The sequence below is a fragment of the Hungatella sp. SB206 genome, assembly GCF_051132295.1.
GTDB classification, from domain to species: domain Bacteria; phylum Bacillota; class Clostridia; order Lachnospirales; family Lachnospiraceae; genus Hungatella; species Hungatella effluvii.
Map to the genome: position 1 here is coordinate 6,700,907 of NZ_CP096603.1, position 24,133 is coordinate 6,725,039.

The 24,133-nt window shown below is 49.7% G+C and carries 18 protein-coding genes; 4 read left to right on the top strand and 14 right to left on the bottom strand.

The features are described 5' to 3' along the window. Positions 1-13 precede the first annotated feature (13 nt). The 4 genes from M1L66_RS29835 to M1L66_RS29850 all read right to left on the bottom strand — a co-directional run bounded on the left by M1L66_RS29835 (position 14) and on the right by M1L66_RS29850 (position 8,235). Entirely contained in the window at positions 14-2,851 is a 2,838-nt protein-coding gene (locus M1L66_RS29835; RefSeq protein ID WP_434689244.1) for an ATP-binding protein, read from the bottom strand. Between the two features lie 256 nt (positions 2,852-3,107). After that, the gene (locus tag M1L66_RS29840) at positions 3,108-4,034 is read right to left on the bottom strand and encodes a mechanosensitive ion channel family protein (RefSeq protein WP_434689246.1); all 927 of its coding nucleotides are present in this window, start codon (positions 4,032-4,034) and stop codon (positions 3,108-3,110) included. 35 nt (positions 4,035-4,069) lie between these two features. Continuing rightward, complete coding sequence (gene glgB / locus M1L66_RS29845; protein WP_434689248.1) at positions 4,070-6,865, bottom strand: 1,4-alpha-glucan branching protein GlgB; 2,796 nt, start codon at positions 6,863-6,865, stop codon at positions 4,070-4,072. A 251-nt stretch (positions 6,866-7,116) separates the two neighbouring features. Further along, the gene (locus M1L66_RS29850) at positions 7,117-8,235 is read right to left on the bottom strand and encodes a DUF3810 domain-containing protein (protein ID WP_434689250.1); all 1,119 of its coding nucleotides are present in this window, start codon (positions 8,233-8,235) and stop codon (positions 7,117-7,119) included. A 194-nt stretch (positions 8,236-8,429) separates the two neighbouring features. On the opposite strand from M1L66_RS29850, the gene lepB reads away from it, so the two are divergent. Next, positions 8,430-8,996: a signal peptidase I gene (gene lepB, locus M1L66_RS29855; protein ID WP_187020314.1), complete on the top strand. Its 567-nt coding sequence runs from the start codon at positions 8,430-8,432 to the stop codon at positions 8,994-8,996. A 141-nt stretch (positions 8,997-9,137) separates the two neighbouring features. Here lepB and M1L66_RS29860 read toward each other — a convergent pair whose 3' ends face one another. From M1L66_RS29860 to M1L66_RS29880, 5 genes are all read right to left on the bottom strand, one after another. Next, positions 9,138-10,001: an NAD(P)-dependent oxidoreductase gene (locus M1L66_RS29860; RefSeq protein WP_187020315.1), complete on the bottom strand. Its 864-nt coding sequence runs from the start codon at positions 9,999-10,001 to the stop codon at positions 9,138-9,140. 129 nt (positions 10,002-10,130) lie between these two features. Further along, on the bottom strand, positions 10,131-11,468 hold the full coding sequence (gene nox / locus M1L66_RS29865; RefSeq protein ID WP_434689252.1) for a H2O-forming NADH oxidase: 1,338 nt from the start codon (positions 11,466-11,468) through the stop codon (positions 10,131-10,133). A gap of 360 nt (positions 11,469-11,828) precedes the next feature. Next, positions 11,829-12,089, bottom strand: coding sequence for a hypothetical protein (locus tag M1L66_RS29870; protein WP_187020317.1), 261 nt, complete (start codon positions 12,087-12,089; stop codon positions 11,829-11,831). Between the two features lie 79 nt (positions 12,090-12,168). Beyond that, entirely contained in the window at positions 12,169-12,987 is an 819-nt protein-coding gene (locus M1L66_RS29875) for an alpha/beta hydrolase (protein ID WP_434689253.1), read from the bottom strand. A 24-nt stretch (positions 12,988-13,011) separates the two neighbouring features. Then, complete coding sequence (locus M1L66_RS29880) at positions 13,012-14,376, bottom strand: GntP family permease (protein WP_434689255.1); 1,365 nt, start codon at positions 14,374-14,376, stop codon at positions 13,012-13,014. A gap of 294 nt (positions 14,377-14,670) precedes the next feature. Between M1L66_RS29880 and M1L66_RS29885 the strand changes: the two genes are divergently transcribed. The 3 genes from M1L66_RS29885 to ilvD all read left to right on the top strand — a co-directional run bounded on the left by M1L66_RS29885 (position 14,671) and on the right by ilvD (position 18,101). After that, positions 14,671-15,381, top strand: a complete 711-nt coding sequence (locus M1L66_RS29885) for a FadR/GntR family transcriptional regulator (protein ID WP_025530666.1) — start codon at positions 14,671-14,673, stop codon at positions 15,379-15,381. 190 nt (positions 15,382-15,571) lie between these two features. Beyond that, positions 15,572-16,123, top strand: a complete 552-nt coding sequence (locus M1L66_RS29890) for a hypothetical protein (RefSeq protein WP_434689257.1) — start codon at positions 15,572-15,574, stop codon at positions 16,121-16,123. Positions 16,124-16,379: 256 nt separating this feature from the next. After that, positions 16,380-18,101, top strand: a complete 1,722-nt coding sequence (gene ilvD, locus M1L66_RS29895) for a dihydroxy-acid dehydratase (RefSeq protein ID WP_187020322.1) — start codon at positions 16,380-16,382, stop codon at positions 18,099-18,101. A gap of 106 nt (positions 18,102-18,207) precedes the next feature. Here the strand turns inward: ilvD and M1L66_RS29900 are convergent, their stop codons facing one another. The 5 genes from M1L66_RS29900 to M1L66_RS29920 form a co-directional block, all read right to left on the bottom strand. Then, complete coding sequence (locus M1L66_RS29900) at positions 18,208-19,161, bottom strand: hypothetical protein (RefSeq protein ID WP_434689258.1); 954 nt, start codon at positions 19,159-19,161, stop codon at positions 18,208-18,210. 84 nt (positions 19,162-19,245) lie between these two features. Continuing rightward, positions 19,246-20,961 (bottom strand): DUF4091 domain-containing protein, encoded by a 1,716-nt coding sequence (locus tag M1L66_RS29905; RefSeq protein WP_434689259.1) that lies wholly within the window; start codon positions 20,959-20,961, stop codon positions 19,246-19,248. A gap of 14 nt (positions 20,962-20,975) precedes the next feature. Next, positions 20,976-21,740, bottom strand: coding sequence for a carbohydrate ABC transporter permease (locus M1L66_RS29910; RefSeq protein WP_434689261.1), 765 nt, complete (start codon positions 21,738-21,740; stop codon positions 20,976-20,978). A gap of 52 nt (positions 21,741-21,792) precedes the next feature. Next, positions 21,793-22,677, bottom strand: coding sequence for a carbohydrate ABC transporter permease (locus tag M1L66_RS29915; RefSeq protein ID WP_434689262.1), 885 nt, complete (start codon positions 22,675-22,677; stop codon positions 21,793-21,795). Positions 22,678-22,756: 79 nt separating this feature from the next. Continuing rightward, on the bottom strand, positions 22,757-24,109 hold the full coding sequence (locus tag M1L66_RS29920) for an ABC transporter substrate-binding protein (RefSeq protein ID WP_434689263.1): 1,353 nt from the start codon (positions 24,107-24,109) through the stop codon (positions 22,757-22,759). Between the last annotated feature and the right edge of the window lie 24 nt (positions 24,110-24,133).

The window sequence follows — 24,133 nt, forward strand, 5'->3', positions numbered from 1 at the left end:
TCAGTTCTTTCTTCTATTCACTCTTTAATCCGCCTGCCTCGAGTCCCAGAAGCCGGCAAATCTGGAGATAAAGATGTTCCACATCCAATGGCTTGCCTTCAAATCCACTCATACCGGCTTCCATGGCTGCGTCCACATCCTCTTTGAATACATTCGCAGTCATGGCTATGATGGGAATGGCGGCTGCGTCCGGCCTGTCCATGGCCCGTATGGCCCGCGTCGCCTCCAGGCCGTTCATCTCCGGCATCTGAATGTCCATGAGAATCACCTGGATTTCTCCCGGCTCACTCTCTTTAAACCGCTCCACCGCAAGCCTGCCGTTTTCACTCCGGATCACCACCGCTCCCTTCAGTTCCAGAAGCTGAATGGCGATCTCGGCGTTTAGATCATTGTCTTCCGCAAGCAGAATCCTGACTTCCTTCAACAGCGCTTCTCCGATATGGGGTTCGTTCACACTCACGCTATCGTATACAGGGCTGCCAACAGGCAGCGTAAGCGTAAAGTAAAATTCACTGCCGCGGCCCGGTTCGCTCTTCACCCGCAGTTCTCCGCCCATCAGCTGCACAATATTGTGGCTGATCGGCAGCCCGAGCCCGGTTCCCTGGCTCTTGGCATAATTCGTCCCCACCTGTTCAAAGGTATCAAAAATACGCGTCTGGTCTTTCAGATCAATGCCCACTCCAGTATCAAGCACCCGGAATTCATAAAGTGCATTCTCACTGTCCACATGCTCACCGGGGTCCCTCTTCTCCGTCACCCGGAGAATCACAGTGCCCCCCTCCGGAGTAAATTTAAACGCATTGGAAAGCAGATTCGTCAGAACCTGTCTCAGGCGGATGACATCACCGGTCACTCCGCCATGAGAAATATATGTCTCGATACGATAATTCAGGCCACGCCTGTTCGCGTCTGTCTCCATCATTGTCCGCAGCTCATTCAGCATACGTTCCAGAGAGAAGGGCTCGCTGGCAATGGTCAGCCTCCCGCTGTCCAGGCGGCTCATATCCAGAATATCATTGATCAGATCCAACAGATAATGGGAAGAAGCCCGAAGCTTCACAAGCATTTCCCGGATATTCTGTGGCACCCCTTCTGTCATTACGGCCAGATCCGCCAGCCCTACCACAGCATTCATAGGGGTTCTGAGTTCATGGCTCATGCGGGAGAGAAACTCGCCCTTCGCCCGGCTCTCTGCCTCAGCCTTTTTTAATTCACTCTGCATAACTGCGGCCTTCACATGGACACGGTTAACCCACAGAATGACAATAACCAGAATCAGAAGGACAGCTGTTAAAATCCCCACAAACATCATGGGATTGGCATAAATCAGTTCTGTTATGGAAAGCACGCCCGTCCCCGCGGAAACCATATTGTGATCCAGCAGTTCTGCGCTTCTGTCGCTGGGTATGCTGTTGATTGCCTTATTCATAATCGTCAGAAGCTCCGGGTCCGCCGGTCTTGCCATTGCCAAACAGATATCCATGCGGTCATTAATCAGCGTCACAGGTACGACGTTGGCAAAATGACTCTTCTGAATTTCATGTTCCATGTACGTGGCCAGACCGTAAGCAAAATCTGCCTCCCCACGGTTCACCGCCTTTAACGCCTCATTGATATTGCGATAGCTTTTTACCTCGGCAGCCCGTATGCTCTTTGGCAGCGCCCTTCCTTCAATCACCGCCCCCACAAGCTCGCTTCCCGGAAAGCCGGACGCTTTGTTGCGCACGATAATACTGTTCATACTGGCAAACGGAGCCGTAAGCACCATTTTCTGATTCAGCGAATCCGCTTCGTCCCCCAGATAAAATCCGAGTATATCCGCCTTCCCCTGCCGCACCAGGTCCAGCGCTTCTATATAAGATTCAGCAGAAACATATTTAAACTCCAACCCGGTAAATTCAGCGACCTCTTTTAGAATATCATATGACAGTCCATCATGCATATCATCCGGATTTTCGCAGGCCAATGGATGAAAATTATGCGGCATGGCCACTGTTACGATGCCCTTCAGCCGAATGTAGTCTGTCTCCTCCCGGGTGAGATGTATATCAACAGGAGATTGATTCATAAAATTGGCGGCATAGCGGCTTGCTGCAAAATCAGGATTTGAATCCGCAATTTTCGCCATGGCCATATTAAGGCCATCCAGAACCTCCTGGTTTCCCACATTCGTCACAATATAGTATGGCTGCGAATCATAAGAAGCTACCGCACGGATGCCCAGTCTCTGTTCCACACTGTTTCCCAGCAGTAAGTCCACCTCTCCCTCTATCAAATACGGATAAAGATTCCCATCCACCAGCTGGTCGTAGGAATAGTAGATCAAGGTACAGTCCAGATCATTCATGGACAGATATTCTTTTAACCGACGGATGTTTTCTGCAGCGCGGTCATAAACTCCTATAGTTTTCCCATTCAGCGATCTCAGATTATGGTTCTGTACAGAATCATCGTTTTCCCGTGCGAAAATCACCGACTTGCTGTAACCAATGTTATAATCCGGATAGGCATAATACTCCTCCATTCCTGGAAGATAATAATTACCGCCCATCAGTTCATACTCACCGTTGGCAAATTCTTCAAGCATAGTCTCCGGAACTGTATCGATATATTCATACTCCCATCCTGTATATTTGGCTATCTCATTAAGGTAATCCACCACCAGTCCATGGCGGCTTCCATCCGCATCTTTTTCCGTAATCCCTTTTGCTTCACTAAATGCTACCCGAAGCACCCGCGGTTGACTCTCCGCGGCCATTGAGGTAATGCAAAGCGCTGTCATTATCATGATCACAAAGCTTACCACAGCACAAAGCCGGAACCGTTTCACGACCGATGCTCGTTTCATCATCCGCACTCCTTCGCCGGAACTTCCTTCCGGACAGTATCTGTAATTATTTAATCATTAAAAAACATACTATGTCGAGTATAACAAAGTGCACTGGAAAAAGCAATCTTTTGAAGGTTACAGTTCACTCTCCGGTAACAGTTCAGTTCCCGCCCCGGACACCATAGTAAATGCAGAAAAGAGGCACTGCCCGCCGGTTCTGCACCGTTCGGGAAGCGCCCCTGCTGTTACTTTCTTAAAAGAAATCCGAATCCCGCATCTAACTGTCCCGCGTCTCCACATTTCCCTTTTTTATATGCACATCAAGCTGATTAAAGGGAATCTCGATTCCCGCTTCATCAAAGCGAAGCTTAATCTGCTCCATCATATCCCATCTCGTAGACCAGTAGTCCTCCGCGGCAACCCATCCGCGGCCGCCGATCGTAACAGAACTGGCCCCCAGATCGTCCACATAGACATCAATAGACTCCTCTTTTAAGACGGACGGATGATTTACATAAATCTGCTCTAAAATCTCCTTTGCCCGTTTCAGATCCGAACTGTAACCAATGCCGATTTTAATATCGACACGCCGCTTGTCCATGGCTGTCACATTGGTTAAAGGCGAGTTGGACAGTGTTCCGTTGGGAATTACCACCTGCTTGTTGTCAACCGTATTCAACACTGTATAGACAAGACCAATGGTATGCACCGTTCCCTCTCCGTCTTTAGAGACAATATAGTCACCTACCCGAAATGGTTTCATCATCAGGATCAATACCCCGCCTGCAAAGTTCGCCAGGCTTCCCTGGACGGCAAGACCTATGGCGATACTGGCCGATCCCAGCAGAGCCACAATGGAAGCGGAGTTCACACCGATCTGCCCGGCAATGATGAAGCCCAGCAGGCAGTACATGGTCGCGTTCAGCACGGACAGCAGGAACTTCCTTAAGCTGATCTCCATATCCATCCTTGTAAAGGAACGATTCAGCATGTGGTAAATAACTTTAATAACTCTGGAACCAACGGCAAAGATCGCCAGTGCAATCAACAGCTTGATTCCAAATGCGATCAGTCCCGGAATCCAGCCTTTCATCGTCTCCAGCATAACGTTAGGCTTCAGCTGTTCTAAATTCTGCTGAACCTCCTGCTGCAGGGCCGCCAGAGATTCTTCCGGAATGCTCGCGTTTGAACTGCCAGTGATCATATTCTTATATCTCTCCAATCAAATCAATTCTTATGTTACCTGTCCTCAGCCGTTTTCGTCTCAGGCTTCTTATCCTCGATCTTTTTCACCCCTGTTTTTTTGTCCGCAATTTTCTTTGTCTCTGGCTTCTTATCCTCAAGCTTCTCCGCCACGACCTTTTTATCCGCGATTTTCTTTGTCTCTGGCTTCTTATCCTCAAGCTTCTCCGCCACGACCTTTTTATCCGCGATTTTCTTTGTCTCTGGCTTCTTATCCTCAAGCTTCTCCGTCACGACCTTTTTATCCGCGATTTTCTTTGTCTCGGGCTTCTTATCCTCGATTCTTTCCGCCACAACCTTTTTATCCGCGATTTTCTTTGTCTCGGGCTTCTTATCCTCAAGCTTCTCCGCCATGACCTTTTTATCTGCGATTTTCTTAGTTTCCGGCTTCTTGTCCTCGATCTTTTCTGCCGCAGGCTTCACCTCCACTGCCTTTGTTACAGCGTTTTTTTTCGCCGGTGCCTTCTTCACAGCTGCTTTTGTTCCAGCCGTCTTTACTCCGGAGGTTTTTGCAGCGGTAGCCTTCGCTCCGGCAGCTTTCTTAACCACTTTTTCTTCCACCGGCGTGCAGGTAAAGATCATCACAGAGAGCGGTGCCACCGTAATTTCGATGGAATCCGGCCTCTCGTCCTTCTCTGCCTTTTTCGAGCTCTTCACACGCGGATTGGTGCGTCCTTCGCCGCCATAGCTTTCCGCGTCGCTGTTGGAAATCTCTTTATATTTTCCGGCAAACGGAACGCCAACCCGGAATTTCTCATGCAGTACTGTATCGAAGTTGCAGACAATCAAAAGTGTCTCCTCCTTCTTTTTCGTCCTTCTCAGGAATACCACAATGCTTTCTTCCGAATCCGTACAGTTCACCCACTCAAAGCCTTCGGGCTCATAATCCATCTGGTGCAGCGCCGGATAGTTTACATAAATTTCATTTAAGGACTTCACATACTCCTGCATCTGTTTGTGAACCGGTTGTTCTGTAATCCCCCAATCCAGTTCCGCATTCTCATTCCATTCATGAACCTGTGCAAACTCCTGTCCCATGAACAGCAGCTTCTTACCCGGATGGCTCATCATAAAACCGTACGCAGCACGCAGGTTCGCAGCCTTGGTCTCCAGTTCCTCTCCCGGCATCTTACCGATCATGGATCCCTTTCCGTGGACCACCTCGTCGTGTGAGAACACAAGAATAAAATCTTCGCTGTATGCGTAAAGCATGCTGAATGTCAATTCTCCGTAATGGTGCTTTCTGAAATAGGGATCGCACTGCATGTATCCCGTAAAATCATTCATCCAGCCCATGTTCCATTTATAATCGAAGCCCAGGGCGCCTTCCTTGATATCGCCGGTGATCTCCGGCCATGCGGTCGACTCCTCAGCGATCAGAACGGCTCCGTCTGCCCTTCCTTTAAATACAGAATTCAAATGTTTTAAGAATTCCACGGCCTCCAGGTTCTCGTGGCCGCCGTAAATATTAGGAACCCACTCCCCCGGATTCTTTCCGTAATCCAGGTACAGCATGGAAGCCACAGCATCCATACGGATTCCATCCGCGTGATACTTGTCCGCCCAAAACAGCGCGTTGGCGATCAGGAAGTTGGATACTCCCGGACGGCCATAGTTATAGATCAGCGTGCCCCAGTGCGGATGAGCTCCCTGTCTCGGGTCCTTATGTTCATAGACGCATGTCCCATCAAAGTTAGCCAGTCCGAAGCTGTCCCTCGGGAAATGTGCCGGAACCCAGTCGAGGATCACGCCAATGCCCTGTCCATGCATATAATCCATAAAATACATGAAATCATCAGGCGTGCCATACCGGCTGGTCGGCGCGTAATACCCGGTCACCTGATAGCCCCAGGATGCGTCCAGCGGATGCTCCATGACCGGAAGCAGCTCGACATGGGTGTAACCCATCATCTTCACGTACTCCGCCAGTTTTACCGCGATCTCACGGTAATTATAGAATTCAGAACCGGTGATATCGTTCCCGTTCTCATCCCGCTCCGTCTCTTTCCTGATCCACGATCCGAGGTGGATCTCATATATGGACATAGCCTGATTTTTAGAATCCATCTTCGCGCGTTTTTCCATCCACACGTTATCCTGCCACTCATATCGGCCCGTATCCCATACGACAGAAGCCGTGTTCGGACGCAGCTCGCAGAAATTACCATATGGATCCGCCTTTAACTGCGGCTCTCCATGGCTGTTCTTAATCTCATATTTATAAATCAGTCCCGATGCCAGACCCGGTATAAACAATTCAAAAATCCCGGAATCGCCCAGGCGCCTCATCTGATGACGTCTTCCATCCCATAAGTTAAAATCTCCGACAACACTGACGCGCATGGCACACGGCGCCCACACGGAGAAATAGACACCTTCCACACCATTCACACTCATCGGATGTGCGCCCATCTTCTCATAGATTGTATAATGAACGCCCGCTTCAAACTTCTTTAAGTCCGACTCTGTGTACAGCGGTGAAAATGCGTACGGATCGTAAAGCTCCTCCGACGTGCCATTATCGTAAACCACAAGCAGGGTGTATTCCGGAATATTCTTTCTCGGAATCAGCGCTGCGAAAAAGCCCGCCTCGTCTGCCAGTTCCATCGGAAATTCCTTTCCCGAGGAGGCAAGTCTGACCGTCACCATGACTGCCGTCGGTATGAATGCGGAGATCAGCAGTCCATCGTCCGTGATATGCGGTCCCAGCAGCTTGTGGGGGTCCGCCGCTTCTGAATATACAATCTCTTCAATCCCGGCCCAATCCATCAAATCATACAACTTTTTGTCCATACAATATCCTCCTGGTCCCTGTTTATTCCCGCGTGCAACGAGCCGGGCGGACGCGCTTGCGGGTCCATCCGGCGACTGCCGCGAGGGTCGGAACCCCCGCCGCTCACGACGCTGCATTTTTGATTCCCCGCTGTCTGCGGCGGGGTTTGCGACTGAGTCTATTTTAGCATTCATATGCGTATTTTACAATAGAATCCAACAGCACTTTCCGTATTTTTCCGACAAAAAACCTCCGAAATCTACACGTTTTCCTATTGTTCTTCCTCCAGGGAATCCGCCTGTTTCCTGGCATAAGCCAGCATTAAGTCAACAACGCGGCCATAGCTCTTCACACCATCTGCCTGACTGTTTATTTTTAAATACGTATCATTCAGCTGGTTGGACACTTCCGCCGCCTTCCCGTCGTATCTTGCCCAGAATTCATTATTTCCTCTCAGATCCACCCAGGCCCGCTCGTCCAGAGCGCCGCACAGCTCCAGATACGCCTCCATATCGGTCTTCGCCAGGGCGTTGGTCGCATAGACCCATCCGGTTAAGTATCCGCTGTAACGGTAGGAGGGAGAATCGGAACCAATACAGGCCAGATAACCGATAAAATTCGCCTCGTCCTCCCTCATAAATCCCCGCAGATGGGACAGCTCATGGCAGATCGTGTGGGGAATGTTGTAATCCGGCATCTCCCGGTTGTAATTCGCCTCTACGGTAAAGGGTGAATACCGGCCGCACAGCTGCTGAACGGAAAAGAAATATGACCACGCCAGCGGCTTCGGCCTGGGATAGTAGCCTGCAAGCTGAGGATACCGTTCTCCCAACCGTCTCATGGCTGCCACGCCTTCCCGGTTGGCATCCTTCATCTCCATGGCCGCACCGACGCCGTCTTCACAGTACTGATTCACGGTCTTTGTCAGCGCAGCGCACAGTTCCGTAAGTTCGTCCTTTGAAGACTTTTTGACTTCCAGACCGGTGTAGCTGGAGAACGGTTTTCTATAATAATTGATACCACAGTTAAATGTAAACAGAAAAAAAATCCCCGTCAGCAGAAACAGCGCCCTCACAAGCACCATTTTAATCCGTTTGATATGAGTGGCCGTATACCAGACCGCTGATGCTATAAGGAAATAAACGGCTGACTCTACTACGGAAAATGGAAAAATCCCGGATAATCGTCCCAGTGTTCCCACGATAACCGGATAAACGGTTACTGCATACCATTCTCCAAATCCCGGTACAAGACGGGCCAGAAGCTGAAAAAGCAGTGATAACGCAAACAGGACGCCAGATGCCAGAAGCAGCCGTATCTCCCGCCGCTTCTGTGCAGGATTCCCCTCTGCGCCGCTGTTCATACTCTTTTGCTTAATTGTCTCTCCCATACGTCTTCCCCCCGAAGTCTTCCGCCATGCCCCACACAGCGGATTGTTTAAAATAACGGTACCATATTTTTATGGACATTTCGTGGAATGTTTGTGAATATTTTCTTACCATTTAAGAAAACCCCTTGCGGAATCCCGGAAACTCATTTAAACTCTGTTATGGACAAAATATATGGATAGAAAAGAAGGTTTCAATGAAAAAGGAAGATAACAGACTGGAGAAGAGCGAGGCATTTGACTGGAAGGCCGAGATCATAAGCTGGATTAAAATTATTATAGCGGCGGCCGTCATCGCCTTTGTTCTGAACAACTTCATCATCGCAAACAGCAAGGTTCCAAGCGGCTCCATGGAAAATACAATCATGACCGGAGACCGTGTCATCGGTTCCAGGCTGTCTTACAGATTCAGCGATCCAAAGCGCGGCGACATCGTTATCTTTCACTTTCCGGATGATCCGACCGGTACCATTTACTATGTAAAGCGGATTATCGGTCTGCCCGGAGACACCGTAGATATCATCGATGGAAAGGTCTATTTAAACGGATCGGAGACGCCTCTCGACGAATCTTACATTCGGGAGCCCATGGACCCGGAACCACCGGCCCGCTTCGAAGTGCCGGAGGATTCCTACTTTATGATGGGCGATAACCGTAATTTCTCCGCAGACGCCAGGCGCTGGGAGAATAAATACGTAAAGCGTGATAAAATCATTGCAAAAGTACTGTTCCGGTATTATCCAGGCATCGGAAAAATCGAATAAGGAAAGAGTTCAGCCTTCACATACGGCGGCGGCTGCCGTATGCGAAGGCTGAACTCTTTCTAAATAAGTAATGGAAAATGCGGAAGTCCGCCGGTTGTTCCCGGCAGACCTCCGCATTTTCTGCTATATCTTCATTTTCCTCTACCACTGGTAGTACTGAACCAGCGCCTGAGTCCCCAGACTTCCTTTTCCCTGCGCCTCCATATCTTCATACATGGAAAGCACGTAATCCAGCACTCCCAGATGAACGCCTGCGTTCTCCGCTTCCTCGGAGGCAAGCTTCATATCCTTAATAAAATGCCGGATAAAGAAGCCGGGATCAAAATCGCCAACAAGGATACGGGGCGCTACCGTCTTGAGCTGTGCGCTGCCCGCCGCTCCCGTTCCGATCGAATCCACCATCCGGGCCACATCGAGTCCGGTGGCCTTCGCATAGACCATGGCCTCGCATACGCCGGAGATCGCGCCGGCTATGGCAATCTGGTTGCACATCTTCGTATGCTGGCCATTTCCCGCTTTTCCTTCATACTTGATGTTCTTTCCCATGGCCTCAAAGAGCGGCATGCACGCGTTAAAGTCCGCTTCATCTCCGCCGGCCAGGATCGTCAGCGTTCCCTCTCTCGCCCCTGTGTCTCCGCCGGTTACAGGCGCATCCAGGGCCTTCAGCCCCGCTTTTGCGGCATCCTCGTATATCCTGACCGCCAGCTTCGGGCTCGTCGTCGTCATATCAATCAGAAACGTGCCCGGATCTGCACTGGCGACGATTCCATCGTCCCCGAAGTATACTTCTTCCACATCCTTCGGATATCCCACGATGGTAATCACCGCGTCACGCCCGGCGGCACAGGTCTTCACGTCCTCACACCAAACTGCGCCCTCTGCGATCACTTCCTCTGCTTTTTCCTTTGTTCTCGTGTAAACCGCCACCTCAAAACCAGCCTTCATCAGGTTGCGCACCATGGATTTCCCCATGATCCCAATTCCGATAAATCCCACCTTTTTCATGTATCCTTATCCTCCTTCTCGTATTGTCCATCTTCTATTCCGATTTTAACACGAGCCATGGCGGTTGTAAATTACCGGCGGAAACTTTTTGGAGTCATTCGGGATTCCCGGTTGCCGTTCCCGGCCATCTTACTTCGCGCTCAGCGCAGCCATGGTGATATAGTTGTAAGGTTTGTTAAAGTGAGGAAGGAAAAACGCATCGAACAGTTTCAGCTTATCGATGGTCACCTGCTCCTCGATAACCATCGAGAAGAGATGGATCACCATGGAAATATCGTAGTCCGAGCTGATCTGCGCGCCCAGAATCACTCTCGTGTTTTTGTCATAGACGATGCGCAGCTTTACCTTATAGTTTCCATTTTCCATAAATTCCGCTCTCTGCCAGTCCTCAAAATCCGTGGTGAGCGCCTCGATTCCCAGCTTCTCGGCTTTTGCCAGGCTGATTCCCGTGCTCACCATGTTAAGGCCCCAGATACTGATGCCGTTAGAACCCTGAACGCCCACGGATTCCAGCTTCGTGCCGCAGGCATTGTGAGCCGCTATAATTCCGGAGCGGACCGCATTTGTCGCCAGCGCAATGTAGTCTGTGGCCTGAATCGCGTTGTTGTAAACCGTTGCACAGTCTCCAACCGCGTAGACGCCCGGAATGCTGGTCTCCTGACATAAATCCGTCAAGAACGCGCCGTTCTTAAACAGCCTGATCTGTTCTCCGCCCAGTGCAGTATTGGGCTTGAAGCCGATTCCGAACACTACCATATCGGCATCGTAGCTTCCCTTGTCCGTGACTACCTTCTGCACGCGAACGGAACCTTCCAGCTTTTTCACAGTCTCTCCAAAGGCCAGCGTAACTCCGTGCTCCTTCAAATTATCCGCCATCTGATCGGAAAATTCTCTGTCATAATATCCGGCCAGACAGGTCTCCGCACAGTCGATCAGAACCACTTCCCTGCCGTTTCTCTTAAATGCCTCCGCCAGCTCCACGCCGATATAACCGGCGCCGACCACTGCGACGCGCTTTACACTCTCATCCTTCAAACGCTCAATCACATCCTGAGCATTCTGGAACAGCTTTACGAACTGTACATTTTCTAGCTCCATTCCCTCGATGGCCGGACGAATCGGGAGTGAACCGGTCGCCAGGATCAGCTTGTCGAAATGCTGCTCATACGTGTTGCCCTCGCGGTCGGCCGCATAGACGATCTTTTTATCGTAATCGACAGAGGTCACCGGAGTCTCCATGTATATTTTGGCGCCCTTTGCCTCAAACGCCGCCTTATCCGAGTAAAACAGTCCCTCCGGTCCCGATATCTGTTTGCCGATCCAGAGCGCCATACCGCAGCCCAGGAAACTGATGTTGCTGTTGGAATCAAAGGCGATCACCTCTTTATCCTTATAATTATCCAGGATTGTGTTGAGCGCCGCCGTTCCCGCATGATTTGCCCCGATTACTACAATAGTTTCTTTCATGTGAATATCCTCCTGTTCATGATTTAAATGAGTAAAACCTTAGTTCTAAAAAATGTTTCAGATAATTAGAGTATCTCCAATATGGTCTCATTATATCACGCCGTTAAAATAATAACAATAACTATTATTAAATATTTTAATATTTTTTTCACAATGGTAATTAGAACCCATGATGTCTGTAAAGAATCGTACGGCCGTCCGGGCTTTTGCATCGAAATTCAGGTAGACAAAGTACACCTTCCCGGGGAATTTCTTTTTTATAAGCCGCCGCTGCATATGAATCAAAAATGAGAGTATCAAAATGCCTGTCGCCGCCATATCCGGCAGGAGCATTTTAAATACTCTCAAAAAAACTTTTCATTATTTTTTATCTCCCACAACAACCTTCACAGCCTCTTCCATTTCTTCAAACGTCCAGTCTAACGGAGGGCATTTATGGAAAAAGGGGTGTTGTGGATTCATGCAGGAAATATTCACCATGCGTCTGTCGAAATCGAATTTCAGCGAGAAATCGCCAATCAGCAGATGCGCTTCTTTTCGGTTTTTCATATTATCCAGCAGTCTCCGCTCCAGCTCTTTTGACTTTCTTACCTCGTATAAAAAATCGATTGTATGTATCATAGCGCCCCTCCATACTGCGATTGTACCACGGGCTGCCTCATTCGTCAAAAGCAGCGGACCGGCTCCCGATTTTCTGCTCTCACGTACCGGGCTTCTCCCGGCTGGCCGGAATCAGTCCGAAATATTCCAGTATGCATTTCAGCTGTGGATTCCAGAAGCCCCAGTTGTGGTTCCCTTCACATTCGCAGTAATGGTAATCCAGTTCCGGGCAATTTGTTTCCATAAACTGCTTAAATTCCACATTCAGACCGTAAAGGGGATCCTGTTGTCCACAGCTGTGGTAGATTTTCGGCTTGGGTCCTGTGGATGCGGCTGTCTGTTTCGCCAGATACTCCAGATCGTCCTTCGATCCCTTATACTCCTCCTCGTCGCCAAAAATGCGGTAAACATTGTCCATAAAATCAGAAACTAAGAACATGGTTCCGGCTGTCTTCATAGCCTCGAAGGGACTGTTGGCCGCCGACATTGCAGCGACACCTGCGTACTGTTCCGGGCAGGACAGCGCCGCCTTTAAGGCACCGTAACCGCCCATGGAGAGACCGCCGATAAACGTATCCTCTCTCCTGGTGGATGCCGGGAAGAAATTGCTCACAACGACGGGAAGCTCCTTTGTGATGTAATCGAAGTACAGGTGCCCGTGTTTTCCATTTGTGTAAAAGCTTCTGTGTGCTGAAGGCATAACCACGATGACATCGTGATCCCGGACCAGCAGCTCCAAATCGCTCTTTCTGATCCACGCAGTGTTGTCGTCTACATGGCCGTGCAGAAGATACAGGACGGGATACTTTTTATCAGGAGCCGCCTCCGGCTTCCTCCCCCTTTTTTCAGGAAGAAGAACAGTCAGCGGTGAATCCATTCCGAGGTAGTATGAGTAAAAATCTACATTTAAAAGTGCCATATGTATTCTCCCTTCTTTCTGCGTCTATGCCCAGATAAAGCTGATGGCATACAATACGATAAATGACAGGATGGAGCAGAAGCCTCCATACAGGGTCCAGGATTTAAACGCTGTCTTCAAATCAATTCCCATATACTCCTTTGTCAGCCAGAAACCGGAATCATTGACATGAGAGAAGCTGGTCGCTCCGAACATGGCGGACATACCGATACAGGCAAGATACATTGGAGAGTAGGTGGAAATCTGCGGAAACGATGCAACAATTCCCAGTGTCATAGTCAGCGCCACCGTGGTGGAGCCCACTCCGATTCTCATCAGAGTAGAAATAATATAGGCTACAAGGATAACGGAAAGGTTGGCATTCTGCAGGGCATTGCCAATCAGGGTTCCCATCCCGGAATAATCCAGAACGTAACGCAGCACGCCGCCGGCCGAGGTAACCAGGACAATCATGGCCACAGGCTGAAGGGATTTTGCAAGAACGGACTCCACCGTCTCCATGGTAATCCCTTTACGCACACACAGGAAGATGATTCCGGCCACATTGGCGATGATCAATGCCAGATACGGCTGGCCGATAAATACGCAGAAATCCAGGAATCTCTGCATTCCGGCCCCCTCCGCAGTCATCATGCCTGCGGAGGCGCTGATTAAAATCAGGAGTATCGGCAGAAGCACGATGGAGATAACCAGGCCGAAGGACGGCCCACCTGCGGTGCCCTCTTTCTTTTCAGGAGCCATAACGGCATTTTCAGGAACCGGTACATACATTTTCTTTGCAAACGGAACAGCTACCGCATAGCTGATTAAATATTTCGGAATAACAAGTACAAGCGCCAGGATCGTGACCGTTCCCAGATCCACAGGAAGGCTTCCCGTAATCAGCATGGGAGCCGGCGTGGGCGGAATCGCCGATCCGATACCGAGCCCCGCCGTCATCGGAAGAACATAATATAGTAAGGATTTGTTCGTCTTCTTTGCAATGGAATAAACGATTGGCATAAGAATAATGAAAGCCGGATCAAAGAATACCGGAATACCGATGATAACGCCCGCTAGCCCCAGTGCAAACGCAGAATTCTTCTCACCGAATACCTTAACCAGCTTGTCGGCAATCGCCTGCGCCGCGCCGCTGACTTCCAGAATGCCGCCAAACATGGAACCAAGTCCGACGATCAGCGCGATCCCCTTTAGGGTGTTTCCCATACCATCCGTGACAGCCTGAGTAACCAGTGAAAACGGCATACCGCTTCCAACTCCGATAATGACTCCCGCTATGAGAACCGACAGAAGCGCATGAAGCTTCAGTTTAATAATCAGGAACAAGAGTACCACGAACCCCACCAGTGTGGCAGTTATCAGCTGCGCCGGATTTGCTACATAATCCATAATAAAAATACCTCCCTGTTTCATTTTATCTTTTTTCATAATACGTATGATGTCTTTGCCTCTATAAAATATCATTACCGGATAAATATGTCAAGTATTTTCATATAATTTTACTTTTTACACAAATTATCCCAATCTATTTTGTGCATATTTTCTTCAAATACGTATGATCTCTTCATTAGATATCGATTTGACGCATTCTGAACCCTCAACGCCTTAAATTCAACGGCCATCAGGTGACAAAACGCCGGTTCTATGTTAAAATAAACTCAATTCAACAGGGAGGTAAAATGGGTGAGCAGCTTAGAATTTTATAATGGGAAACCGTTGGCAGAGCAGGTAGCCGACTACATATTAAACTATATTATAGATAACAATCTGGAAGTAGGGGCTAAGATCCCCAACGAATTCGAACTCGGCAAGATGATAAACGTCAGTCGTACTACGATTCGCGAGGCTATCAAGATCCTGGTATCCCGGCAGATCCTGGAGATCAGGCGCGGCGCCGGCACTTTCGTCTCCGAGAGGCAGGGAATCACCGACGATCCGCTGGGACTTACCTTTGTAAAAGACAAGACCAAGCTGGCGCTGGACTTAGTCAGCGTACGTCTGATGCTGGAACCTGAGATCGCCATGATGGCGGCCGATCACGCGACACCGGAACAGATCGGGGAGATGAAGCTCCAGTGCGATCAGATCGAAGAGCTGATCAAATCCGGCCGTGACCACATGGAGGCCGATATCCGTCTTCACACGATGATCGCCTCCTGCAGCGGCAACAGTGTAGTAGAAAAACTGATTCCGGTCATCAATTCCTCCATCGCCGTGTTTGTCGATGTAACCAACCGCGCTCTGGGCCAGGAGACCATCGAGACTCACCGTGAAATCGTAAACTGCATCGCAGAACGTGATGCAGAAGGCGCAAAATGCGCGATGTACATGCATCTGATCTACAACCGGAGAGTATTCCGGCAGTTAGAAAAAGAAGAGAAGCCTCTTCGATAAAGGGGAGGGAGGTACGCAGACTCCTGCTCAGGGGATTCAGGAAAAAGGCTCGTGGCAGCATAGCAAGATCCACCTTCCTTTTTTTATCAAATTCCAATATATTCCTGTTTTTTGAGGACTTTTAGAGATTTATTCTCTATACTTTTATTTAGGAACTCATTATAAGCCTTCAGAAAAGAAAGGATATTATATGAAAAAGAAAAAACTCGCTGTTCTATTCATTGCAGCCGCGCTGCTTTTGAACGCCATTCCCTGTTATGCCGCCCAATCAGCCCCCAGCTTTAAAGTCAGCGTTCCCTCAGCCTCTGCTGCCGCAGATTATACCAGTCTTCCAACCGGTGACACCCTTAAGGAAGATGTGGGCTTTGTACCAAAACTCATTGACAGTTTTGCATTGGAGTATAAGTTCAGCAGCGGGTCTATAACAGAAACCTTTAGTATTGACAGCAACGGCTCCGCAGTCAATCGCCGCAAAGGCATCAGTTTCAAATACGTCAAGACCCAAAATGGCGTTGAAAAAACGGTGAGCCTGTCAGCCGAGCCGGCCGAATACTACTCCGGACCTGAAAACGCTTCTGTCACAAAATACGGTGAACATGAGCTGTTCTATAACAATGAGCAGGCCAATTCTGTTTCATGGACAGATGGTGACATTCATTATATTTTGATGGATATTAACAAAACTGTTTCCAAAGATGATTTATTGGCCATGGCTAAGGAATTAATAGATCTTAAAAATTGATCCCAGTATAAAAGAGCAGCTGCCAAAGCACAGATTTCTGGCTTCAGCAGCTGCTCTTTTTGTCTGTGTTTCCGCAAAAGTCCCTTATGTCAAAGCCCGCGTAGTTTCCTTCACAGAATTATTATTTTAAGCACTTCATATATTTTTCCAACGCCTTGTTGACTTTGTCCTGCGAGTATGGTATTTTGGTTTTATAAAATACATCATACGTATTATGCCTTTGCCAGGAAAAACATAGAATTCAGGAGGAAACGCTATGAAACTAAAGAGTCAGGAAGTCCGTGCATTGGCGCCGGAGATGGATCCGCTGCGCATGGGAATGGGCTGGAAGGTGGATGACTTGTCGAAGCCTCAGATTATAGTAGAGAGTACATTTGGAGACAGCCACCCGGGCAGCGCTCATTTATTGGAACTTGTGGAAGAGTCCGTGAAGGGAATAGGTCACAGCGGAGGCAAGGGAGCACGGTATTTTGCCACCGATATCTGCGACGGCATGGCACAGGGACACGACGGGATTAACTACTCTCTCGCTTCCCGGGACACCATCTGCAACATGATCGAAATCCATGCAAACGCCACGACATTCGACGCGGGTGTCTTCATAGCCAGCTGTGACAAGGCGGTTCCGGCTCATCTGATGGCGATTGGGAGGCTGAAATTTCCGTCTATCGTCGTAACCGGAGGCGTTATGGACGCCGGTCCCGACCTCCTCACGCTGGAGCAGATCGGAATGTACAGCGCCAAATGCCAGAGAGGGGAAATCACAGAGGACCAGCTGACCTGGTACAAGCAGCACGCCTGTCCCTCCTGCGGCGCCTGCTCCTTCATGGGAACGGCTTCCACCATGCAGGTAATGGCCGAAGCGCTGGGTCTCATGCTTCCTGGCACCGCCCTGATGCCTGCTACCTGTGAAGATTTGAAGAAGGCGGCCTACGATGCCGGAGTACAGGCGGTAAAGCTGGCAGAGACCGGGCTTAAATCCACTGATATCGTAACGATGAAGTCCTTTGAAAATGCCATCATGGTGCACGCCGCCATATCCGGTTCCAGCAACTCCCTGCTTCACATACCGGCCGCGGCCCATGAGTTCGGTTATGAACTCGACGCAGACTATTTCGACCGTATGCACCGGAACGCCCACTATCTCCTGGATATCCGCCCCGCAGGCAAATGGCCGGCCCAGTATTTCTATTATGCCGGCGGTGTTCCCAGGATCATGGAGGAGATTAAGAGTATGCTTCACCTCGATGTCTTAACCGTCACAGGCAAGACGCTGGGTGAGAATCTGGAAGACTTAAAGAAAAACGGTTACTATGAGAAATGTGATGAATACCTGGCGAAGGTCGGAAGGAAACGCACCGACATTATCCGAAGCTTCCAAAATCCCATTGGGGACAACGGCACCATAGCAATCCTTCGCGGCAATCTGGCGCCCGAGGGTGCGGAGGTGAAGCATTCCGCTGTTCCGAAAGAGATGTTTCAGGCCGTGTTAAAGGCAAAACCCTTCGACTGTGAGGAGGAGGCCATCGCCGCCGTATTAGACAAAACCATACGGCCAGGAGATGCCGTCATCATCCGTTATGAAGGCCCGAAGGGAAGCGGTATGCCGGAGATGTTCTACACCACGGAGGCTATTTCCTCCGATGAAGAGCTGTCTAAGAGCATTGCGCTCATCACCGACGGACGTTTTTCCGGCGCTTCCAGGGGACCGGCCATCGGCCACGTATCCCCCGAAGCCGCGGAGGGCGGACCGATCGCCCTGATCGAAGAGGATGACTTAATCGAGATCGATATTCCCGCCAGAATTCTCCGGATAATCGGAGTCAGAGGCGAGAAGAAAACACCGGAGGAAATGGACGCCATACTGGCCGTGCGTCTGAAGAACTGGACACCAAAACCGGCCAAATACACCTCCGGCGTGCTGAAGATCTTTTCTGAACATGCCGTTTCGCCTATGAAGGGCGGATATATGGAGTAAAATGCGAAAAATATTACCTCATAAAGGCCGCCCCCAATGAGGCAATATTTAAGAACATACAAATTGTGCAGCCAGCAAGCGGGATATGACACCAAAAGACGGACTATCAGCGATAAGCTGATAGCCCGTCTTTTGCACGGATAAATGTGTTGACAAACAGATTTATGTTAACAATCCCGTTTTTCTCCACCTCCTGAATCTCTTTTTCTATGCTGTGCCACAAAGGAAGATTAATAATAAGAGTTTTATCATTGTTGATAAAGTACACCTGACTTTGTGCAAATATTATATAAAAATGTGTTCTCACCTGTTCGGAAAGTTCCCCCACAAGATGCTCCAGCAATACAAATTGTTCCTCGGAAATCCTCTGATTTTTTGGTGCGATAAACAAGCAGTTTCTATTATGATTGATGGCAATCTTCTTTTTAACCTCCAGCCCTCGCTTTTGGGGGAGGTATTCGGCAAAGACATCCTCATCTGTGCTGCAAGATACCTGCACAAAATCTTCGTTATGAAACAGACTTGCCAACCCGGTAAACACAACGATGCAGCCGTTAATCTCCTCATTGGGACCTTTTCCATAGGATAAGGTGAGCGGCGCGATTTCAAAATCGACGTCCTTGTATCTGCCCACCAGATATTCCGCTTCTTTTTGCTTATAGTCGGTATACGGAGGTATAATCTTCGCTTTCACCAGTTCCGCTGTATTCAACAATCGCTCAGTATAGCGCACATAGGAGTAATCGGAGTTGCGCAAAACCGCCTGCGTAAAAATATTTTCACAATAAAAATTATGCAGCTTTTTTAATGGGATGTAGCAACAGATTGCAATCCATATCACAGAGATGATTATCAATACAATCGTTTCAACAAATATCCTCAAAAGAAAAGCTATTACGCCTGAAATAATATCCCCATCTTTCATCGAGCCTGCTAACTCTATAATAAGCGAAAACAACCGATAACCAGTCAACAATGTCAGTGGTATTAAAGCTAGAAAAAACACCACTAAAAAGTTTCTTTTTCTAATTTTCATCATATCAAGTCCATAAGAACACATATCCAAACCCTCTCCGCAATCCAGGAAATGATTTCAGCCCTCGCTGGATCTGCCCATGCGGTTTTGTTTTTTGATATTTTTATTCTACCACAATTCCGAGCGCATGGAAATAATGCGTATCTCCCAGTTCACCTTTTCTCTCAGACGCAGCAGATACTCCGCGTCCTTCGGATACTTCTTAAAGGTAATCTGATACTCCAGCCCCTCATGAATCAGGCGTTCCACGTATTCCCGCCCGGCCAGCTCCTCCAGCCTTTCGAAGGCTCTCAGATCATACATTGCCTCCGTAAAAACCATAAAGCGCAGCGATTCATAAGGGGTCCCGTCTTCTGCCGGGTAGACGACGAATGGGTCCCCCGACGGGAAACCGCCCCCTGCGTCTGTGACCAGATACGGATTCACTGCGGAAACGGAGTGCTGGGAATTATAAAAATTGTATCCCCAGTGCAGAAATCCCTTCATGCGGTACAAGTACAGCTGAACTCCCAGAATCCTGTTTCTGGCGGACGGCATGGCCATAAATTGATTGCTCACCTCACGGCCCTGAACGCAGCAGTAATACGTCCAGAGATCCTCCACTCCCGCCTCAAGAAATGGTTCCAGGAAGTCGTTGCAGACAATGGGATGTTCCACCACTCCGGCCTGATAGATGGTAAAGCTGCTCAGTGCATCAATCACATGGCAGTCCGCCAGGAGCGGCCAGATACTCTCCTTCGCCGCGCGGTAGGTCTCCATCTGTTCCCCATGAGGTTCGTCTGAGATATGAAAATACGTCTGTTCAAACATCCCCTCTTCTTTAAGAACACCTTTCAGCTCCGGCAGAAAAGCACTCAGGAATCCGCGGTACGCCTCACCTGCCGCCTCTGTGTCCCAGCCAAATATCTGTTTTTTCTCCCCTTTCACAAGGGCCATCACCTTCGGTGCATGCTTTGCCCCCCACTGGGTGAACAGGTGGGAAATCTCCAGATATTTGATCCCGTTTCTCCTGCACATGGCTATCCACCGGCGCAGAAGCGAGAAATCAAAGGTATAGCCGCCCTCCTCTTTCTTCACGCCCACCAGCTGTACCGTAGTTCTCTCACCGCCCACCTGCGTATCTAAAGGCGGGGTAAAGACCGGGGTCAGAAGCATGTTCACGCCATGCTCCGCCGCCGTGTGCACAAACTGCTCCAGAATCTCCCAGTATCTTTCCGAAAATGGTTCCACCTTATAATAATCGGCCAGACAGTCCGCATGCAGCCATTCCGTATAGATCAGCCTCTGCTCCGGCAGAACGCTGTGAACTACTGAAATCGTAACTGTTTCAGACCATAAAAGCTCTGTCCCTCTTTTTACTGAGACAGTTACCGGATAAGAGCCGCCGCACATTTCCGGCGTTACCAAAAGATCGATCCATGCGGCTCTCCACTGTGATGCATAGGGCCGCAGGATTCCGCCGCGCACCGGTGTCAGAAGGTCGGGGCAGAGGCACGGTTCTGTGAATAAGTAATTGTCATCCAGCTGTTCCCGGTACGCCGCCATGGCCGCCGGAACCAGCTCCACCTTTCGCATGCGGATGCGGTCCGCAATCTCCGAACGATCACTCGCGCGCTCTGCGCACAAGTCACCGTGGCAGTCAAAGGTTACCGTGATCTCCTGTTCATTCAGTTCGCAGCCGCCATACTCCATATAATAGGCCAGCTGCATGGAGATTCTCTCTCCACCCAGGGCCGTGATGGTTTTGCCTAGGCGCCGCTCCGGCCGTTTGTCCGGGAACACCTTCTCCAGACTGTCTGTCAGCATAAATTCATAATTGGCCATACTTTCTTCCTTTCTCAGCCCTTCACGCCGCTCAAGGCGATTCCTTCCACAAACTCCTTCTGAAGGAAAATGTACAGGATGAAGGGCGGCATAAATGTCAGAGTAGCGCCCGCCATGACCAAGCCGTAATTCGTGGCGTAATTTCCCTGGAGAGAGGCCAGGGCCAGCGTCAGGGTGCTCCGGTTCGTATTCGTGATGGCAATTAACGGCCACACGAAGTCGTTCCAGGTAGTGATAAACGTAAACACGGTCAGCGACACCAGGACCGGCTTGATGAGCGGAACGACGATGGAATAAAAGATCCGGAATTCCCTGCAGCCGTCAATCCGTGCCGCCTCGATCAGATCATCCGGCACACTGGTGATAAACTGGCGGATCAGGAACACGCCAAAGGCATTGACCACCGGAAGCGCCAGGATTAAGTAGGTGTTCAGCAGATGAAGCTTCTGCGCAATCCGAAACAGCGGAATTAAGATCACCTGGGACGGCACCATGAGCGTGGCTAAATAGACCGCAAAGAGAAGCTCGCTTCCCACAAATTTCTTTTTTTCGAAGCCGTAGGCCGCGGTCGAGGAGATCACGGCGTTGAAGAAGCAGGCAATCACCACCACAGAGACACTGTTGAATAAATATTTGCCAAATTCGAAATTTTTGAAAATGGTTGAATAGTTTCTAAGATTCAATCCAGTCAGACCGAAATTCAGTTCCATCGAATACGTCTGCCGCATGGAGGTTAATACCATATAGACAAACGGAAATAACGCCGCCAGTGCCAGCACTGCAAGGAGAACCGCTTCCGCTCAGAGAACGGGCTGTACCTTCTTTTCCATCTTATTCCCCTCCTTTTCCGCTGAATACCTTCTTCTGAAGGATCGAGATCACAATGACAATCAAAAACAGAACGAACGCCATGGCGCTGGCATACCCCATCTTATACTGTTTAAAGCCGGACTGATAGATGGACATTACCATGGTAATTGTCGCTGTTCCCGGGCCGCCTCCGGTCATCGTATAGACCAGATCGAACACCTGGAAGGACCAGATCGTCCCCAGCGTGATGACCAGATACGTAATCGGCTTCAGAGCCGGAACCGTAATATAGAGAAACTGCTGCAGTGGAGACGCGCCGTCCACCTTCGCCGCCTCGTAAAGGCTCTTCGGCACGTCCATGAGTCCAGCGTAATAGATTACCAGGAAGTACCCAACATTTTTCCAGATTGCTACAATGCTCACGCTGATCAGAGCCAGATTATACCGGCCCAGCCAGTTTACCTTGCCGATGCCGACGAGCCCCAGGATGTTATTGATGATTCCGCCTTCCGTGGCAAGCATGAACTTCCACACGGTTCCGACCAGGACCATGGAGGAGATCACCGGGATGAACAGGGCGCTCTTGAAAAAATTGCCGACTCTTCCCCGAAACCGGGAGGCCAGCAGATTGGCTATCACCAGCGACAGAACAGTCTGAACCGGAACCGTCACAAGCGTGTAGATCACAGTGTTGCGGATTGCCGGACGGAAAAACGGATCGCCGGCCATACTCTTATAATTGTCCAGGCCTACCCACACCGGCGGCTTCAGCACGCTGTATTCCGTAAAGCTGAAGTATCCGGTCATGCACAGCGGAAGAAGAGAAAACAGCACCAGCAGAAGAAAGCTGGGAAGCACATACAAAAATCCATTGTTTTTTTTGATAAATTCAGATATCGCCTTCAAACGAATGATCCCCTTTCTAAAAAGATGCCGCGGAACATTTTCTGCGAATGTTTCCGCGACACCGAGATTCTTTCTTCCCTTACTTGTTCTGTGACAGCGTGTTGTTTGCATAGTCGGCCGCATTCTTCAAGGCCTCCTCGGGCGTCATCTGTCCAAGCATCATAAGCTGAAGGTTCTTATACAGGTTATCGTAGACCGCTGCGGAACCCTGTACGGCAGGAAGGGTAATAAGAGCGTCCTTGTTGTCCTCATATACAGCCTTAAACGCCGGGTCATCGTGATACTCCTCATCCCTGGCGATCGGCGGAAATGCCGCCATCTCATGGAACTTCGTCATGGAAGGGCCGCTCAGCATGTATTTCACCATTTTCACTGCCAGGTCCTTATTCTTGCTGGCGCTGATCAGGACAAGAGAATCCGCTGACGCAAATGTCCCCATATTCTGATCCTTCAAGGAAGTGAAGAAGCCCCAGTCGATACCGGCCTCCTTAAATCCCGCTCCCTGATTCGTCGGGCTCATGACAAACGCCGTGTTGCCTGCCTTGAATTCTGCAAATACCTGGTCTTCCGACATGGAGGTAATGGATTCCGGCATGATTCCATCCTTAAACCGTAAATCTGCCAGGAACTGGGCCGCTTTTATGCCCGCTTCGCTGTCAAACTCTGCTTTTGTGCCGTCTGCATTGAAGATCTCTCCGCCTGCCTGCCATAAATAGGGGAAGAAGATGGAGTTCATGGCACCCTTGGATTTGTCTCCCCACTGCTGGAGCAGCGGAGTCTTGCCGATTGCCGCCACCTTCTGGCAGGCATCCTTAAATTCATCCCAGGTCTCAGGAACACTTTGAACACCGGCCTCCTTTAAGATTGCCTTGTTATAGAACATAACGCGGGCGCTGCCCACCACGATCGGCATGGCGTACTGCTTTCCGTCAATGACACCTTTATCGAGATAGTAGAAATTGTCTCTGTCCTCTGCTGTCAAAAAGTCGTCAAACGGTGCGATGGCGCCTGCTTTTATGTAATCGTTGATCATCTCCATGTACATGTATCCCACATCAGGCCCCTGTCCCGATGAAATTCCGGTCAAATACTTTTCTTCGTAATTGCTCCAGGGAATGATTTCTATAGAAACCTGGGCGTTGTTTTCCTCTTCGAACGGTTTTAAGATCTCTCCCCATACTTCCTTGTCGAGAGACTCCTCCGTGCCGAAGGGCGGCATCCAGAGCACCAGCTTCGTCTTCTCTCCGCTGGCTTTCTCCCCCTCTGTGCTCTTATCGGCAGCCGCATGTTCCTTAACAGGTGTTCCCCCTGTCTCATTGCCCCCGGCTGATGCTGCATCCTTCTGTCCATTGGCGCCGCACCCGGCAGCCAGCATCCCGGCCATCACCCCTGCAAGTGCCAGACTCAGACATTTCTTCATTCTTTTTTTCATTGTTTTTGCCTCCTTTTCCAATCG